The sequence below is a fragment of the Phyllobacterium sp. T2-21 genome (genome assembly GCF_055378485.1).
In genome coordinates this window covers 1,454,601-1,471,843 of record NZ_AP027912.1, presented here as the reverse complement: position 1 = coordinate 1,471,843, position 17,243 = coordinate 1,454,601, and the positions used below count along the sequence as shown (strand labels likewise).

Genomic DNA, 17,243 nt, shown 5'->3' with positions numbered 1-17,243 from the left:
CAGCTATGCTGGTATGATGCGGACCTTGTAGGTGCCTACTTTGGGCGAGGAACCGGTAATCTGCAGCTCATTGTTTTCAAACTGGAAATGCGAGGACGTGACCCGGAATTCCGTGTGGACAAACACCGGATTGAGCTCGCCCTTCTCGGCAAACCGCACGGACGAGACATCGTCGTCGCGAAAGCTGAGATATACCCGCGTGTGTTCATGTGCCAGCCGCGCGCTTTGAAAGATAACGTCGGCGTCGAAACGGCACCGCTCACCCCGGTCCCGGTTGATGCCAAAATGCTCGATGAAATTGCCCATAGCCTCAAAATTCCTGGCTATGTTTGCACTGTCCTGTTCGGAGTCGTTCATGATTGCCCTTTCGTGTGGCGCCGAACGATTAAATCACGGCTTCGTCGCGCTCCCGCCAAAGGGGCACGATGGCCGTCAATTTTTCTTACTCCCACTCGATTATTTCCTAGTACCATAACCAATTGATATTGCGCGCAAAAAAATTTTCCGACGTTCTCTATACCGTCAGGCACACCGTCAAAAACACCGGCTATTGAAAACACTGGTCTTTTTGGTTGGTTTCCGGAATTTGATCCTTCGCGGTCTATCGCGGCGCACGGAAAGCCAACTCCCCTCCTGACCGCGTTCGCACCCCCCGCCGCCTGTACGCCCCGGTACGACTGTTCCCTTACATCCTCCGCCCCACTATACCGTCAGCCGCCGCTAAACTGTTCAATGTATGTCGTTTTCCTCCGCTCCGCGGCATACCGGATTGCTGGCCTTCGCTGAGTCCGGCATTTCAACAGCGGTTATCGGCCTCACCTGTCAGTTATCATTGGCGGATTGGAGAATCTCCTGCTGCATTACTCGAGCTTTGCGCCGCCCACTGCAGGGCGTCACCGAACACGAGCCGCGATGGCGGCTCAAACTGCGCAGCAAGCGCGACGATCCGATGGGCGAGCCGCTTCGGATCGTCCGGCTAGTTGCCGTTTGCGCTGTCGATGAAGGCACGATCCTGCGCGATCGCTTCGGCATAACCCGCGACATCGATGCTGCCGAAACTCGGGGACCTAAAGGCGGAACGAGGCGATGGTCGTTATTCAAGCCTTCGCCTTAGTGATGAGTTCCAGCGCCCGCCGGAGATCATCAGCGACCAACTCCGACAGCTCATCGAGACGAGCGAGGCCGGGCGTGCGTTGCGCCGCCCCAGTCGCGCTCCACGTAAGATCGAGCCGGCAGTCAGCGTTCGCGAGGACGTGAGACGTCGCAAATTGCCGGTGCCGATCGCCGCTTTCCCGATGATCCGATTTGAACAGCGTTACGAATTCGCGAAGGTCTTCAGCCTGCAGCGGCTTGGTACGGAGCGAAAAGCGCTTGTCAGACCGAAGGTCATAGACCCAGATCGATTCCGCAGGACCGCCGGAGGCGCGAACCGGCTTGTCGAAAAAGACGACGTTTGACTTAACGCCCGCGGCATAAAACAGGCCCGGCGGAAGCCGCAGGATGGTGTGGAGCCGGCATGTCTCAACCAAGCGGCGGCGAACCGATGCTGCGGCACCGGTCTCAAAGAGAACATTGTCTGGCACGACGACCGCCGCACGGCCGCCCGGTTTCAGCAGCGCCACGATGTGCTGCATGAAGTTCAACTGCTTGTTGGCGGTCTGAACCCAAAAGTCGGGGCGAACGATAGTAAGGCTGTCGTCGACCCGGGACGACTTCCCTTGTGAATAGGTCACGCTGCCTTTGATGCCGAAGGGGGGATTCGTAAGCACCACATCGACCTGCATCTTTGGTGGTGCCTTCAGGCTGTCCTCGCACGCGATCGGCAGCTCATCTTCGGCATTGCCGCCGACGCCATGCAGCAGCAGGTTCATCGTGGCTAACCGTGCAACCTCTTCGACGAGTTCGACCCCGCGGATCGCTTTGGTGGCAAGCTGTTTGCGTTGCCGCGGCGTCATTTCGGGATTATTCTCTCGGAGGTAGTCGTGAGCCGCGAGCAAAAATCCGGCTGTGCCGCACGCTGGATCACAGATGACTTCGCCCAGACGCGGATCCACACAAGCGACAACGGCCTCGATCAAGGGGCGCGGAGTGAAATACTGGCCTGCCCCGCTCTTGGTGTCGCGTGCATTCTTCTCAAGCAGCCCCTCGTACGCGTCCCCTTTCAGATCATCGGATAGGCCTGTCCACTCCGTCTGGCCAATCAGATCAACGATGAGGAGCCGCAGTTTTGCGGGATCGCGTATCTTGTTTTTGGCGTTGCCAAAAATCAGGCCCAGCATTCCTCCCAGCTCACCGAGGGCGGGCAGAATACGGGTGTAATGCGCGTGCATCTCGACCGCATCAAGGCTGGCAAGAACGCCCCACGAGAGCTCCTTTGGGACCATCTCACCCGCTTGCTCGTCCGCCATCTTGAGAAACAGCAGATAAGTAAGCTGCTCGACATAATCTGGGTAAGACAAGCCATCATCCCGCAGGATATTGCAATACTGCCAGAGGCGACGAACAATGTTCTGTGCGCCATCGGCGCGTTGCTGGGTTCCCACCATAATCAGAGCTTCAACACCACGTCGTTAATCCACCAAATATCACGAAACGATTCGACGTAGACCTTGGCCGCAGCCGCGTACTGCGCCCTCGGGTTCAGCCGCCTTTTGAGGTCACCGATCACATCCTTGAAGGCTTGCGAGGCTTGCGGCATCCCAAGGTAGTCGTTCGGCGCTTCTCGCTTGCCGCGCTCCACGTCGCGCTCAATAATGTTGTAGAGCGTCATGCGGCCCTCCACGAACTTTGGCCAGTTTAGGTGCAGGCCCAATCGACTGGCGGCGATCTTGGCTTCAGCGACAGCATTTCCGCGATACTGCGGAGACAGATCGATCTCGCCGTTCGGTAAAAACGTCAGCAAAATCGGATCCCCGGGGTCGGTGGGATCCAGCAAAGCCGGATGCTCAAGACGGATGTCGTCGCCTGGCTCGGTTGCGCGTACACCGGTCGCGAGAAGCGGGAAATGGGTCGATTTCCCGCCGGCAACGCGGGCGCCCGGAGCAATCCGTGGCCGGTTCGCTCGCTGACAGCTCAACCGCATGTTGCGCCAGTCAAAGGCCAGCCAATAGTAGCCGGGATGACGCCGGTCCTCTTTTACCTTCCCCTTCGGCCGGAAATGGTCGATGTCGTTGTCCGCGCCAGGACTCTCACACTCGGTGTACCAGCATTTGCCGCCCGACGCGCCCTCGAAGGCGTCGCGCAACGCAGTCCACCGGTTCTGGTTTGCCTCAATGAGCGCAGCCCGACGGCGGGGGTCGGCTTCGGCCATGATGAGGTCTTGCGCCGTTTGCAGATCGGCGAGCAGATGCCGGATGTTGGGCAGGATATCTTCCAAATTAATGTACTGCATCGCGTTACGACATGCCCTGCTCGCGACGCAGCTCCTCGACGATGCGAGCGGCTAAACGGCTCCGCGCCTGCTGCTGTTCAGGGGTGAGTTCCACAGTCTCGCGCCAGCGAGGGTCCTCCTGGGCAGTCCAGGCCTTCAGGAATTCCTGATAAAGTGGATCGCGCTGCGTCAGGTCGAAACCGCGCCCGCGCAGCACCTCCCGCAGCCGCGCCAGTTCGGCCTGATCGTCATCAGTGAGGTTCTCCTTCATGGCCAACAGGCGTTGCTTATCAAGATCCGCCTGGGTTTCGGGGTCCAATGTGGTGCGCAGCCGGAAGAGATCGCTTGTTAGAATAGCTGCGACGCCCATGCCCCGCGGGTCTTGGTCAGGAGGGTCAGCAACGGCGCACCCCTGTTCGTCACGCCGAAAAATCCGCACCTGTTCGCGCTTCAATCCAGCGAAGACCAACGGATCATGCGTCGACATCACAATATGGCAACTGTCCCGATCGCGGATGAAACGGTCGAGGAAACTGAGATACTGAGTGCTCCAGGCGGGGTTCAAATGGGTGTCCGGCTCATCGAGCAGGAAGAGAGCTTCATCCCTCGCGGTAAATTTCAGAAGCCCGAGCACGAGCAACAACTGCTGTTCGCCCTCGCTCAAGTCGCGGTAGGTCACGTTCCCGCCGCCAGCTTCCGGCGTCATCTTGACGCGAGTGCGCACCTCGCCGAGCACTTTCGATAGGTGCATGCTCTCCAATGCCGTGAAGAAGGCATATTGGTTGCCGTAGGTTCGGTAAACTTCGGCCAGCGCGTCGGTGTTGGAGAGGAACAGGTATAAGCTCTGAACGATCGGGTTCTTGGTCAAGTCGATCGGAATTCGCCGCGTCATACGGAGCGGCAACAGTGCCTTGTCGTAAAGGTAAGCAAGAAACTGCTGAACCTCGCCCACGGCGTTCCAGAAACGCGGATCGCCGCCTTTGCGCTTCCACGGCGGCTCCTTGAGAGCGAACAGAACACTGTCGAGACCCTCGATTTGCAGGTGGTCGCGAAGGAAGTCGCGGTCGGCCTTCGACGCCTCACTCGCCTCCATGAAGAAGGCGATCAGGGCGAACTGGCCGTGCAGCGTTTCGGCGTAGAACAGCCGTCGCAGCGAATTCGGGTCAGCGATCGCCTTCCCACGTTGCTCCGGCGCTTTGATGATCCAGCTGTAAAAGCGCTCCCGATGCTTCTCGAAGATCGACGTTAGGCGATCACTCGGCCCAGAGTAATAGCCGAACACAAACGCCGGCCGGTGGCGAGGCCGCCCATCCGCGTCCTCCGCCATGAAGGCCTTGCGGGATAAGTCCGCGAACGACTCTTCGCCCGGCCGCCTTATCCGAAAGCTGGGATGCTGGTCGGCCTTCGCCTTGACCGATATGATGTTGTCACGGCACTCATATTGCAGCTCGTAGTCGAAGGGGGCCTCCACATCGAGATCGAGGTTGCGGAAGACCAGCGCTAGGCCCTCGATCAGATTCGACTTCCCGGCACCGTTTTCGCCAACGAGGACGGTGTAAGGTGAGAGCTCGTCGAAGACGACGTTAAGGTCACGAAGGTTTTTGAAGGAGCCGATCCTGACCTTCTCAAGCCGCATCGACGATCTCCACTTCGGCGTTCTCGGTTGCCTCGCCTCTCAGCCGCAAGCTTCCTTTCATGCCCTCGCGAAGCGCGAGGTAGAAAAGTTCGACATGCTCGGGCATGTCGCGATTGTATCCCGCTAATGCGAACAGATCCGGCAAGGGAAGAACCCCGCCATTCTCGCGGAGGACGGACGTCAGATCAGGACTTGGCTCCGCCTGTCGCGATGGGCGTGGTTTACGTTGCGGCATATTCTTTCCTCCCGAGCTCTTCGTCGTCACCGCGGTCACAGCCTGCGGCGGACCGCCCAGCCTGATTGCGAGCGCCGACGCCGGCTCATCGTTGGGATCCTGAGGAGCGAGTTCTCCGGCCACGGCCGCAGCGAACAGCTCCTGCTCGAGATCAGGCAGGCGAGCCAACGAGGTCCGTACGGCTGATATCTGTTGTTGTGTGATGCGCAGCCGATCTCGCGCCGCCTGCACAATCCTCGCCTGCTCCGCCAAAGGTGGCGTCGGGAACGGCAACGCCCGGTATCGCTCTAGGCCTAGGCTCAGGACTCATTGATCCAGAAGATCATGATGGCGGCGATGGTGATGGCGGCCATGAAGGTGTGGGCGCACCGGTCGTAGCGGGTGGCGATGCGGCGCCAGTCCTTGAGGCGGGCGAAGAGGTTCTCGATCCTGTGTCGGCGGCGATAGACGGCCGGGTCGTGGGGGATTGGGATCTTGCGGCTGCGGCTTGAGGGGATGCAGGCGTCGGTTCCGCGGGCGGCGAGAGCGTCGCGGAAGCCGCGGCTGTCGTAGCCCCTGTCGCCGATGAGGACGCGGGCGCGCGGCAGGGCGCCCAGCATGAGGGCGGCGCCCCTGTGGTCGCTCATCTGGCCTTCGGTGAGCAGCATGACCAGGGGCCGCCCCCGGTCGTCGCAGACGGTGTGCAGCTTGGAGTTCAGGCCGCCCTTGGTTCGCCCGATGCGGCGGGGAACATCCCCTTTTTGAGCAGGCTCGCCGCCGTGCGATGCGCCTTCAGGTGGGTGCTGTCGATCATGATGGCGTCCGGCTCTCCCGCCTGTCCGGCCAGGGCCGCGAAGATGCGGTCGAACACCCCCAGGCGGCTCCAGCGCACAAACCGATTATACAGCGTCTTGTGCGGCCCATAGGCCGACGGCGCATCGCGCCAGCGCAGGCCGTTCCGGATCACGAACACGATCCCCGACACCACCCGCCGGTCATCCACCCGAGGTACGCCGTGCGCCAACGGAAAGAACGGCGCAATCACCGCCATCTGCCTGTCCGACAACCACAAAAGATCGCTCATCAACGCCTCCCCGATCCCTATCGGGAATCAGAGCAACGCCCGTCATGCAAGCAATTTAATAGGTCCTGAGCCTAGATGGGCAATGTTGGTCGACCACCGGGCAATGGATTTGAAAACACCCGAATGCATGTAGTGTCGAAAGACCAACAGCGCGTAATTGGGGTCCACGTGCTCATACGCTCTGAAGCGTATAAGCGTATTCTGGAAGCACGCGCCCGGCACCTCACCTCGGTAGATCGCTGGGCGACCCACCAGCTCAGGGCTCTGTCCCTCGTTCAGCAGAATGTCCCCGTCGCGCAATTCATAGATGGCCACTTCCTCAGGCTCGAAGTTCATGCGGAGCACGTCCGAGGTATCGATCCGATCCTCATAGACGTTGGCGACCCGAAGATAGGGCCGCATGTGCTTGCCGCGTTCATGCTTGGGTGAACGCTGGCGGCCGAGGGTCACCTCGCCCGCCCCATCGACGCGCGACCAAGCCCAGCCCGCGGGAAGCACCGGGTCAAAGCCTTCTAGGTTAGGCGCCCGTTCGCTTTGACCGAATAGATCTGGTTCAGCGCGCGCCGCGCTCGCCGGCGTGCGGCTGCGCTCGGATAGCTCTTCATCCCGCTGCGCGACCAGCTCACCGGCAACGGCCGCAGCGAGCACCTCTCGGAGCTGCTCATCCAGAAGCCGCAATGCGGACTGGAGTCGCGTCTCGGCCTCGCGGATTTCGGTCAAGCGTTGGTCAGCTATGGCAACGATCCGCGCCTGTTCCTTCAACGGTGGCAATGGAAAGTCTAGTTCTGCGAATCGCGAAGCGCCGAGATGCTGAATGCCGACACCTCGAGCGGCTTGAGCGAAGGCGCCGGATACGGCCATTTGTCGGAATACGATCAACGCATACTCGGGCGTGGTTAGATGGGGGCGAAAACGGATGACCGTGTTCTGATAGCAGCAGGGCTGCACCTCACCGCGCCAGATCGCTGATCGGCCGACTTGGCTAGCGCTCCCCGAGGCTTCGGTCAGCAGGACATCCCCCACCTCAAGACCGAACACCTGCTGCTCGGCCGGGGTGAAATTCATCTCCAGCAGGTCATCAAGATTGATACCCGCAGGGGTGATATTCGCGGCTCGAATATATTTGGTCAGGTGTTCGCCCATGGCTTGATCCGGGGACCGTTGACGGCCGAGTCGAACGGCGCCGGCCTGGTCGACGCGGACCACCGCCCAGCCGGCCGGAAGGTCGGGTCGAGAAGGTGTCTGATCGTCGTTCGTGCTCATGGTCTTGTGCGCCTATTACCGCGCACCAAGAAGCTGAACCGCCCAAAGGCTCGCCTTCACCCCCTTGATGCGTCCGGCTGTAAGCCGTACAATAGCCTTCAGGCGATCATTAAGGCAATGGCCCATGAAACATACGGCGGCGAAAAGGCGGGTCGCGGCCCGCAGCGAGCGATTGGAGGCGCGTGTGTCCTCTGATCAGAAGGAACTTTTCCTCCGTGCTGCCGAGTTGCAGGGCCGAACGCTCACGGATTTTGTCATCTCGAGCGTGCATGAGGCCGCCGTGCGCACCCTTGAGGACCTGCAGTCGGTCAAGCTAGCGGTTGATGAAAGCCGCGCTTTCGCCGAGGCTCTCCTGAACCCCCGAGAGCCCGGCTCGCGACTTTCCGCGGCCGCTCGGCGCTATATGGCGTCGGTCGCGGCGCATGAGCCGAATGCTCGCTAGCCCTTGTTGATCCAGACACTCGACGACACTCACGATCGCGCCGGGTTCGAGTCCGGCGTGGACGCGCTAGACCGATATTTCCGCACCCAAGCCAGTCAGGACGTTCGCCGACGCGTCGCCTCCTGTTTCGTCCTCGTAGAGGGTGATCTCACGCCTCTCGCGTTCTCGACACTTGCCAGAACATCGATCGCTCTGTCCAACCTTCCGGCAACGCTGACGAAGCGCTTGCCGCGCTACCCCGTCGTACCGGCGACGTTGCTCGGGCGACTCGCCGTCGATCGGCGCCATCGCGGACGCCGACTGGGCGAGCACATGCTTTTGGACGCCTTCGCACGAGCGCTGCGCAGCGAAATCACCACATTCGCCATCCTGGTCGACGCGAAGGACGAAGCCGCAGGAGCTTTCTACCGCGCCTACGACTTCCTTCCCTTGGATAACGCCGGCCGCCGTCTTTTCCTCCCGATGGCCGAGGTCGCTCGCCTGTTCGCGTAACGCCGTAGGCCTTCAAGAGTGAAGTGCCCCTTGAACACCGGTACGAGAGCGTCCATGCCCGCCCAACCCGCCCACTGCGGCTTTGTCCCGCCCTCTTAATCGGTACGCTAACCGAGTAGCACTTCTATCTCTTTGTTCTCAACAAGCGTGCTGATCTCACTGTAGAGATCGACATCTTGGCCGGGCGCAGAGATGGAAATGACCAGAGCGTACCGCGCCTTATCAGCCACCCGCTTCTGGCCGACGTGCGACTTCCACCATCCCCCGACCGGATAGACCGCGATGGCGTCGTGACCTGCCAGTTCGATCGCCCTGCCGCGCCACAGATCGCAATGCAGCGACCCCGCCTGGATAGCTTTTGGCCCTAGAAGCCAGCAACTGGCCTCGCCATCGGCTTCGGTGCCGTCCTTGGCCTGGCTCGCTGAAATCCGGCTACGGAAGCGCGCTGCCGTCTCGGTGCGCTTCTTCATGTCAAACCGCAGCCCGAAAGAACGATAGGTGTCCGGTCGGGTCGCCGCCTTGCCCGCCAAGTTCGGCTCGATGAAATACGACAAGGTCACCTTCATCGTGACAATCTCGTTTTCGAGCTTCTCCAGCGCTGCTTTCGGCCAAGGCAGATCGTAGAAGTGCATCTCATTGAACACGCCGGTCCGGCCGTCCGCACCGATCGCGAAGGGCTGAATCTCGGCCTGGGCGACGAGCGTGGCGTCATTGCGCGCCGACAGGATCGCTCGCTCGATGTCCGGTACGCCGTAACCGAACTCGCGAAGCATCTCCTGCTTCTTGCCCTTGGTGGCCGCCTTCCCGGTCTTCCAGTGGGCACCGGTGCCGATGAACTTTCTCCGGATCGGTTCGGGCCATCGGGCCGAATCCACGGTCAGTGCGCGGTGCGTCTCCGCCCACAGGTCCGGCCGAGCCGCCTGCAGGCGGCCGATGAAGTTTCCGGCCATGCCGGCGGCAGCGCTCGTCGCCCAGAACGGGACAAGCGGTTCAGCCGTCACATCGGAGCCGGCCGACAGGAGAGAGACGGCCGGGTCCCAGCCGCAGAAGCCGGTCGCGTCCGACATTATATTGCCGGCCTCGAACAAGACTTCCGGCTTAATCGGCGTCAGGTCGTCGGGCAGCGACTGTGAGCCACGACTGAACGGGCTGCGGTGATTGGCCGGAACGGCGGCCTGCAACACCGGCGGCGGCGCCGGCGGCTGCTCCTTGCGCGTGAAGCCGCCGATGGTCAGGGCGTTCCAGCTCTGTGACGGGTCTTCCAGAGGCTGCGAAGGAAGGACGTCCACCGCCATGCCACCAGAGACGTTCCCGGTGGCGACGACGATCAGCCTCTTCGGTCGTTCCGCGGCCGGGACGGTGTCATCAGCCTCGCCTGGCATGGCCCCCGCCGCGATCTGGTCGATCGCACCGCTCCAAGTCGATGGCCGGCTTGGAGGGAAATCGGTGGCGGACGTGGCGATGCAAAAGCTCCGCACCACATCCGGGCGCTCGATCTCGACCGAACTGACGGCGCCCTGGGTCACCACACCGTAGCTGGGCGGCTTTGTTGGCGGAAACCCGCCGGGCGGCAGCAGCTTCATGGATTCGGCGCCATGGGTGAGTTCGACAGGACGCTCATCGTTCATCAACGGTTCCAGGTCGCCGTAGAGTACGAGCCCCGCAAGCGGCGTGCCGTGACCGCCATGCGGCTGGTGATCGTCCGCACCCCAGGCGGGATCGTAAGCCCAAGCGCCGCGCAGGCCGGGCGCAATCAACGGATGAGCCGCCATCACGCCAGTGTCGAGCGTACAGACCACGGGAGCGTCAGGAGACGGCGGGCTCACGCGCTGCGCCAGCTCTTCCACCCAGTCATGCTGTCCAAGACCGGTCTCCCCACGGTCGAGGAAAGGCTCGATCGTTCCCGTCGCGCGGCGAATTTCGGTGATGGCGCCTGGCACGCGCGCCGCGAACGCTGCCACCGCCGCAGCAACCGCGTGAATGAAGACAACCGTCGTGTCGGGAAAGATCAGGCGATCGCCGTGCACATCGATGTTCGCATTGCGGGCCGCCGCCACCAGGCGATCCGCTAGTGCGACCGGCTGGCGAACCCAGAGCTCCCACCATAGGATGTCGGGCGCAGCCAGATCCACCTCGCCGGTGAACAGCGATACGGCTTCTGCAGCCCTGACTTCCTCGATCACCTCGAACCGCTCGGCATCGGGGCGTCTCTGATTGCCGGGATCGCGTCCATAGTCAGCGATGCGATTGCGCAGGAAGGCGCGGGCATCATCCGGCACGAACACCAAGGCGCTTTCGGTGCGGTCCTCGTTGCGCTCCGATCGCAAGATCACAACGTCCTGTGTAGGAAACTCCAGCGCCGCGGGCACCTTCACGGCCTTGATCCGGGAGTCTTCCGCTGGCGGCAGCGTCGTGACCTCCACGACAGTACCGGATTTCAGCCCCTGTATGGGCAGGCGCGGGTCGGCAGCGGCAGCCGGAACCGTCCCCAGCGCCGCTGCGAGCTGGTCGAGGAGCTGCGTCGCATGCGCCGTATAGTCTCCCCGGAGGGGTTTGCGTTCCTGATTGCGTGAGGGAAAGGTATAGGCCGCGGTCTCACGAAAGACGTCGATCGAGATATGCGCGCGGTCTCTCGTGTCGAAATTATCGGGCTCTGCCATAGGCTCCTACTTCTTCATTCGCGTTCCGTTCGATCCGTTCGGCGGAGCCTGCCTAACGGCCGGGTTGGCGACGGAACTTGCCCTTCAAAGTCTGTCGATTTTGGAGCGCGTCACGCAAGGCATCGGGCGATACCTTCGAGGCGCCTTCCAGGATGGCGTCCTTGACGACGGCATCGGCCGCGCGGACCAACTCGCCCTGGCTCAGGCCTTCGAGCACGCTTTCAATGCCGGGCCATACCGTCGACGCGAACTTGAACTTGCCAAGCCGACGTTCAACGATGGCCCGCGCTGACGTCGCGTCTGGCAATGTATATTCGACCACTTCGTCGAAACGACGCGCCAGAGCTTCGTCCAGGATCTCGACATGATTGGTCGCGGCCAGCACGAGACTGTCGGTTGAATTTGGCTCCTCCATGAAGGCCAGCACCGAATTCAGAACCCGTCGTATTTCGCCGACATCGTTCGGGTGGCCTCGGCGAGAGCCGATCGCGTCGAACTCATCAAGTAGATAGACGCCGCGGGTCTGCGCAATCTGGTCGAAGAGCAAGCGCAGCTTGCCGGCGGTCTCGCCGAAAAACCGGCTGAACAGCGATTCGAGCCGGACCGTGAACAGCGGCAGCCGCAGTTCGCCGGCCAAGGCCGAGGCCGTCATCGTCTTGCCCGTTCCGGGCGGGCCAACAAGGAGCATGTGCGTGGCGGGGGTCTGTCCGTGCTCACGCAGGGTCGCACGCTCCTGCTGCTGGCGGACGACACGGCCCAGCCGCTTGGCAATTTCATCGGAGAGCACCATGCTCGAGAGCGCAACCTTGGGATAGGCGCTCTCGACGAGGCCCTGCAATTCGCCGCGCGGCCGGGCGAGCGGGATCGGGGTCTGTCCGCCGGCAGGTTTGCCGGTCCCTCGCTGATCACGTGCCTTCTGGACAAGCCGTTTCAGCTTCTCAGCGTCATCCGCACGGCCCTGGCGAGCTTCCTGAGCGGCGATCTGCAAGGCGATCGACAGGAGCTGGTCCTCATCCCCGTCGATATGCGAGTTCAGGAGTGCGAGAATTTGCTTAGTCGACATGCTCGCCTCCTTTCTTTGGTTGGGCCTCGCTATACTGTTGCCTGCTCAGATGCTTTTGGCTCTCGCTTGCTTCGCCAACGCTATCGGAATCAGGCCAAAAGCGCCACCGTTTCCTCTCTACCACAGAGTTTCCTAACCATTCTTTCGACCCGTGGGATGCGAAGCTCAGCCGCCCAGCCGGCCAGACCAGTGTGGGCGACATCTCGACCGGCTGTGCTTCCCTCAATCAACGCAGGAACAAAACAGGAACTTTATATCGAACCCATCCTGGGGATTCAACGGGGTGCTTGCGGCCCCTGCGGGAGCTGATCGCGCGGCCGATGTCCTAGTTGTGGGCCGTCGAGGCTTCCAGAGATGACCTTGAGGGGAAAGCATTCCCCGGCGGCCGAGCCTTTGTCTCGGTCGACCCCTTCTGCGGGGAGACCCCGCAACGCCCCCTGAGAGTGAGAGTGCGGACCGGTTTTCCGTGACGGGTTGAGAGCTGGGAGAGAGCTTCCGGTGCCCGTCGTGGAGATTGGTCCCATGAACATACAGGTCCTCGATGCGCGCAGTGATGCGCGTGGCGGTTACAAGGTCGATGTCAGCCGTGGCGAGCAGATCGGCCGCGTCTCGTCCGAATGGTTCTCCCGGCCAGCGGATGAGCGCTATCTATCTCTGTCCGAGCTGGCGCATTCCGTTCGCGACCGGGCCGACCGCAGCCGGACGCGTGTCGTGGAAAGCGCACTCATCCATGTGGAGGCGAACCGCCGCGACCCGGAACGCCTGGCGTTGATCCTTCCCGGCACGGATACGCCTATCGCCCCGACCCATTGGAGCTTCGGCCAACTGGCCGGCCTGGTCGGCGCGCCGGCCGCCTATCTGCGCCAACTCCCGGCGCCGCTCGCCGCCATCAACCTGCAATATGGCCTGACGTCCAATCGGGCCGAGCAGATCAAGACGCTCGAAACCGATAACGGCCGTGTCGAACTGCGCGCCGTCACCGGCCCGGACTATGGCCGCATCTTCGACCACGAGCTGGTCGAGGCGGTGCAGCGCATCGCCGGCAACGGCACGGGCGACACACGCTGGAAGGTGCCAGGCGTGCTGGACTGGTCGACCGGCATCTACAATCCGCGCGTCGACATCACCAAAGACACCACGACGCTCTATGCCTCCGATCGGGATGTCTTCCTGTTCCTCGTCGACGACCTGAACCCGATCGAGGCCGGACGGCTGGCGGACGGCTCGCCGGATCTCTATTTCCGCGGCTTCTACTGCTGGAACTCCGAGGTGGGCGCCAAGACGCTCGGCATGGCGAGCTTCTATCTGCGGGCGGTCTGCCAGAATCGCAATTTATGGGGCGTGGAGGATTTCGAGGAAATCACCATCCGCCACTCCAAATATGCCGCCAACCGCTTCGCCCATGAGGCGGCGCCGGCGCTGGCGAACTTCGCCAACTCCTCAGCCCTGCCTTTCGTAAACGGCATAAAGGCAGCCCGCGAGAGAATCGTGGCACGCACCGATGAGGACCGTACCGACTTCCTGCGCCGCCGCGGCTTTTCGAAGGCCGAGACCAGCAAGATCATCGACACCGTGCTGGCCGAGGAAGGCCGGCCGCCCGAGTCGATCTTCGATTTCGTGCAGGGCATCACCGCCGTTGCCCGCGACAAGGCGCATCAGGACGCCCGTCTCGACATGGAGGCCAAGGCTAAGAAGCTGCTCGATCGGGCGGCCTGATCTCCGCAAGGCCGGGGATGCGGTTTGCGTGTCTCCGGCTCTGCGCTTCCGTGCCTTTCTGGTTTCCCGGTCCGTGGCGCTGCCCCCTTTAGAGGAAGAGGGCGGCGCTTCGCTTCGTGACGGGTTTAGGGCTGAGAGAGAGTCTCTCGGCGCCCGTCGCGGAGTAATCCCCGATGGCTACTGCAGTTCAGAAGATCATCCTGTCGTCCTCACGCGACATCCCCTTCAACAAGCTGGTGCTCAGCCAGTCCAACGTCCGGCGTGTGAAGGCCGGCATCTCGATCGAGGACCTGGCGGCCTCGATCGCGCGTCGCGGCCTGATCCAGAGCCTCAGCGTCGTGCCCGTGGTCGACGCCGAAGGTCAGGAGACCGGCATGTTCGAGGTCCCGGCCGGCGGCCGCCGCTTCCGTGCGCTGGAGCTGCTGGTCAAGCAGAAGCGCCTCGCCAAGATCGCCCCCGTGCCGTGCGTCGTGCGCAAGCGCGACGACGAGGTCCTGTCCGAGGAAGTGTCGCTGGTCGAGAATATCGATCGCGCGCCGCTTCATCCGCTGGACCAGTTCCGCGCCTTCCAGGATATGCGGGTGAAGGGCAAGACCGAGGAGGAGATCGCCGCAGCGCTCTTCGTCCCGGTCCAGGTGGTCAAGCAGCGCCTGCGCCTCGCGGCCGCATCGCCCGTCCTGCTCGACGTCTATGCCGAGGACGGCATGACGCTCGACCAGCTCATGGCCTTCACCGTCACCGACGACCATGCCCGCCAGGAGCAGGTCTGGGAGGCGATCAAGGACGCCTGGTCGAAGGAGCCCTATCAGATCCGTCGCATGCTCACCGAGACCACGGTGCGCGCCTCCGACAAGCGCGCCGTCTTCGTCGGTGTCGACGCCTACGAGGCGGCCGGCGGCATCGTCATGCGAGACCTGTTCCAGTCCGATGACGGCGGCTGGCTGCAGGATGCGGCGCTGCTCGATCGGCTGGTCGCCGAGAAGCTGAAGGCGACGGCTGAGACGATCGCCGCCGAGGGCTGGAAGTGGATCGAGGTCGCAGTCAGCTTCCCCTACGACGCCACGCGCGGCCTGCGCGAGCTGCAGGGCGAGCCGCTCGACTTGACGGCGGAAGAACAGGCGACGATCGAGGCGCTCAACGCCGAATATCAGAAGCTCGAGGCGGAATATGAAGACGCCGACGAGCTGCCCGACGAGGTCGACCTGCGGCTTGGGGAGATCGAGACGGCGCTGTCGGCCTTCGAAACCCGTCCGGTCCGCTTCGAGGCCGTCGACATCGCCCGCGCGGGCGCTTTCATCAGCATCGCCCATGACGGCAGCATCGCCATCGATCGCGGCTATGTCCGGGCCGAGGACGAGGCTCCCGAGCCCGGCATCGAGGCCGATGGGGACGACACCGAGCATCAGCCGGGCGAACCCGGTGTGCCGGCCTTGCAGCGCGCCGTCATCACGATCGGCGGCCAGCCCGTCGAGGCGGAGGACGACGAAGACGACGCGATCAAGCCGCTCCCCGAGCGCCTGGTCATCGAGCTGACGGCCTATCGCACCCTCGCGCTGCGCAACGCCGTCGCGGAGAACCCGCACGTCGCCATGACCGCGCTGCTCCACAAGCTGGTGTCGGACACCTTCATGACCCGCATGTATACGGGCGCCATGGAGGCCGGGGTGAAGCACGTCTTCTTCCCGGCGCAGGACGATGGGCTGAAGGACAGCCCGTCCGCCCGCGCGGTGCAGGACCGTCACGCCGCCTGGGCCGGCGACATCCCGAAGGACGACGATGCACTGTGGGATTGGCTCGCGGGCCTGGACGACGCCAGCCGGATGGCGCTGCTGGCGCATTGCGTCAGCTACGGCGTCAACGCGCTCTATGAGCGGCCGAACCCGCACAGCGCCGGCGGCGTGTCGCAGCACACGCTCGACATGCGGCTCGCCCAGGCCGACCGCCTGACCAAAGCGACGGGGCTCGATCTGGTGGAGGCCGGCTGGCGCCCGACCTTCGGCAACTACCTCAACCGTGTCACCAAGCCCCGCATCCTGCAGGCGGTTCGCGAGGGCATCGGCGAGCAGGCCGCGCAGCTCATCGACCACCTAAAGAAGGGCGACATGGCCAAGGAGGCCGAGAGGCTGCTCGCCGAGACCGGCTGGCTGCCCGAGCCGCTGCGCCTGATCGACGATGCCGAGGCGCCCACGCCGGAAGTCGAGGCTGGCGGCGAGGACGACGATGCGGCGCTGCCCGCGTTCCTCGCCGGCGACGACGAGGTTGTCACGGCGGAGGCCACCGACGACGAAGCGCACCTTGTCGCAGCCGAATGACGAGCACCCGGAGCGGCTTCGGCCGCTCCGGTCCTTTCCCCGATTGAAGGAGCATCGCCATGTCGCGATCCAACCCGTCGCCACGCCGCGTCGTCTTCCAGTACCTCGTTCCCGTACATGTCGAGGTCGAGGACGGCATCGTCGGCCGCGTGACGATCATCGACGAAACCCCGGTGCGCGCCCCCGTCGTCGTCGAAGGCGATCCCGCCTATCTCGCCGACGCCATCCGCGCCGCCGACGACGGCCAGGCCTGGCCATCCTGGCAGTTCGGCTACTAGCCGCGCCACCCCGAACCCACTCCGAGCCCGGCCCGAGCGCCGGGCTCTTTTCGTTTCCGGAGCCCGCCATGACCGATTTCTCCACCCGCTATTCCTGCCTGCTCGATGTCGGCACCTCCGCCAACGTCGCCCGGGCCTTCGACATCTACGCCGCCTTGATGGCCGAGAACGACCGCGAAGACCCGCCGGCCGAGCCGTTTCATCTATCTGTGACACCCGATCACGGTGCGTCGCGGCTCTGGCTGCGCGATCCCGGCACCGCAGATCCGCAGCTTGCGATCACCTTCGTGACGCGCTGCGCCGAGGCCCTCGCGCTGACCGGCCGTTGGGGATTTCAATGGGCCGGCATCGCCTCCGATCCCGTGGTCGATGGTTTCTCGGGCGGCACCCATGTGCTCGATCTTGCCACCGGCGAGACGATCGCATGGACGAGCACCGGCCGCTGGCTCGCCGACCGGCTTGCCAGGGGAGGCGCGCGATGAGCATCCCCGACCATGCCCGCGCCAACTTCCAGACGCTCCTGCGCGCCGCGAACAGTGGCGACCTGGCGCTGATGGAATGCACCGACGTAGCAACCGGCGAACCGCGCTACGTGATCTGCGCCGTCGGCCGCGATGACGGCGAGTTCGTCTTCACACCGTTCGGCCATCTCGCCGATGGCAATCCCTTCGAAATCTACAGCCCGCCGGACGCGTCGACATAGGCGAGCGCGC

Annotated in this window: 16 protein-coding genes; 7 read left to right on the top strand and 9 right to left on the bottom strand. The window is 63.2% G+C overall.

Annotated elements, in window-relative coordinates; genetic code table 11:
- Nucleotides 1–3: 3 nt before the first annotated feature.
- The 7 genes from ACZ5FP_RS07365 to ACZ5FP_RS07335 form a co-directional block, all read right to left on the bottom strand.
- Nucleotides 4–357: a hypothetical protein gene (locus tag ACZ5FP_RS07365; protein WP_464662869.1), complete on the bottom strand. Its 354-nt coding sequence runs from the start codon at nucleotides 355–357 to the stop codon at nucleotides 4–6.
- Between the two features lie 740 nt (nucleotides 358–1,097).
- A complete protein-coding gene (locus tag ACZ5FP_RS07360; RefSeq protein ID WP_099503630.1) occupies nucleotides 1,098–2,546 on the bottom strand; it encodes a class I SAM-dependent DNA methyltransferase in 1,449 nt (482 codons plus the stop codon).
- A gap of 2 nt (nucleotides 2,547–2,548) precedes the next feature.
- Nucleotides 2,549–3,391: an HNH endonuclease family protein gene (locus ACZ5FP_RS07355; protein WP_099503632.1), complete on the bottom strand. Its 843-nt coding sequence runs from the start codon at nucleotides 3,389–3,391 to the stop codon at nucleotides 2,549–2,551.
- A 4-nt stretch (nucleotides 3,392–3,395) separates the two neighbouring features.
- Nucleotides 3,396–5,006 (bottom strand): AAA family ATPase, encoded by a 1,611-nt coding sequence (locus ACZ5FP_RS07350; RefSeq protein ID WP_099503634.1) that lies wholly within the window; start codon nucleotides 5,004–5,006, stop codon nucleotides 3,396–3,398.
- Complete coding sequence (locus ACZ5FP_RS07345) at nucleotides 4,996–5,514, bottom strand: restriction endonuclease subunit S domain-containing protein (RefSeq protein WP_127846964.1); 519 nt, start codon at nucleotides 5,512–5,514, stop codon at nucleotides 4,996–4,998. Before ACZ5FP_RS07345 ends, ACZ5FP_RS07350 begins: the two co-directional genes overlap by 11 nt.
- Nucleotides 5,515–5,540: 26 nt before the next feature.
- A protein-coding gene (locus ACZ5FP_RS07340) for an IS5 family transposase (protein WP_099503638.1) occupies nucleotides 5,541–6,304 on the bottom strand; the annotation gives its coding sequence in 2 pieces (ribosomal slippage) (nucleotides 5,541–5,971 and nucleotides 5,971–6,304; 765 coding nt in all).
- Nucleotides 6,305–6,346: 42 nt separating this feature from the next.
- Nucleotides 6,347–7,567 carry a restriction endonuclease subunit S gene (locus tag ACZ5FP_RS07335; protein ID WP_099503640.1) on the bottom strand — a complete coding sequence of 407 codons (1,221 nt, stop codon included), beginning with the start codon at nucleotides 7,565–7,567 and terminating at the stop codon, nucleotides 6,347–6,349.
- Between the two features lie 124 nt (nucleotides 7,568–7,691).
- Here ACZ5FP_RS07335 and ACZ5FP_RS07330 point away from each other — a divergent pair, with 124 nt between their 5' ends.
- A complete protein-coding gene (locus tag ACZ5FP_RS07330) occupies nucleotides 7,692–8,009 on the top strand; it encodes a type II toxin-antitoxin system TacA family antitoxin (RefSeq protein WP_099503642.1) in 318 nt (105 codons plus the stop codon).
- Nucleotides 8,010–8,015: 6 nt separating this feature from the next.
- The gene (locus ACZ5FP_RS07325; protein ID WP_246842051.1) at nucleotides 8,016–8,501 is read left to right on the top strand and encodes a GNAT family N-acetyltransferase; all 486 of its coding nucleotides are present in this window, start codon (nucleotides 8,016–8,018) and stop codon (nucleotides 8,499–8,501) included.
- A gap of 107 nt (nucleotides 8,502–8,608) precedes the next feature.
- Here the strand turns inward: ACZ5FP_RS07325 and ACZ5FP_RS07320 are convergent, their stop codons facing one another.
- Both ACZ5FP_RS07320 and ACZ5FP_RS07315 read right to left on the bottom strand, forming a co-directional pair.
- Nucleotides 8,609–11,161, bottom strand: coding sequence for a S8 family peptidase (locus ACZ5FP_RS07320; protein WP_464662868.1), 2,553 nt, complete (start codon nucleotides 11,159–11,161; stop codon nucleotides 8,609–8,611).
- Between the two features lie 52 nt (nucleotides 11,162–11,213).
- Complete coding sequence (locus tag ACZ5FP_RS07315) at nucleotides 11,214–12,224, bottom strand: AAA family ATPase (RefSeq protein ID WP_099503649.1); 1,011 nt, start codon at nucleotides 12,222–12,224, stop codon at nucleotides 11,214–11,216.
- Between the two features lie 522 nt (nucleotides 12,225–12,746).
- Here ACZ5FP_RS07315 and ACZ5FP_RS07310 point away from each other — a divergent pair.
- The 5 genes from ACZ5FP_RS07310 (at nucleotide 12,747) to ACZ5FP_RS07290 (ending at nucleotide 17,233) form a co-directional block, all read left to right on the top strand.
- The gene (locus ACZ5FP_RS07310; protein ID WP_099503651.1) at nucleotides 12,747–13,940 is read left to right on the top strand and encodes a DUF932 domain-containing protein; all 1,194 of its coding nucleotides are present in this window, start codon (nucleotides 12,747–12,749) and stop codon (nucleotides 13,938–13,940) included.
- 173 nt (nucleotides 13,941–14,113) lie between these two features.
- A complete protein-coding gene (locus ACZ5FP_RS07305) occupies nucleotides 14,114–16,252 on the top strand; it encodes a ParB/RepB/Spo0J family partition protein (protein ID WP_100964849.1) in 2,139 nt (712 codons plus the stop codon).
- Nucleotides 16,253–16,311: 59 nt separating this feature from the next.
- On the top strand, nucleotides 16,312–16,530 hold the full coding sequence (locus tag ACZ5FP_RS07300) for a hypothetical protein (RefSeq protein ID WP_099503655.1): 219 nt from the start codon (nucleotides 16,312–16,314) through the stop codon (nucleotides 16,528–16,530).
- A gap of 68 nt (nucleotides 16,531–16,598) precedes the next feature.
- Nucleotides 16,599–17,012, top strand: coding sequence for a hypothetical protein (locus ACZ5FP_RS07295; RefSeq protein ID WP_099503657.1), 414 nt, complete (start codon nucleotides 16,599–16,601; stop codon nucleotides 17,010–17,012).
- Nucleotides 17,009–17,233: a DUF6117 family protein gene (locus tag ACZ5FP_RS07290; protein ID WP_099503659.1), complete on the top strand. Its 225-nt coding sequence runs from the start codon at nucleotides 17,009–17,011 to the stop codon at nucleotides 17,231–17,233. The genes ACZ5FP_RS07295 and ACZ5FP_RS07290 overlap by 4 nt, the downstream gene beginning before the upstream one ends.
- Nucleotides 17,234–17,243 lie beyond the last annotated feature (10 nt).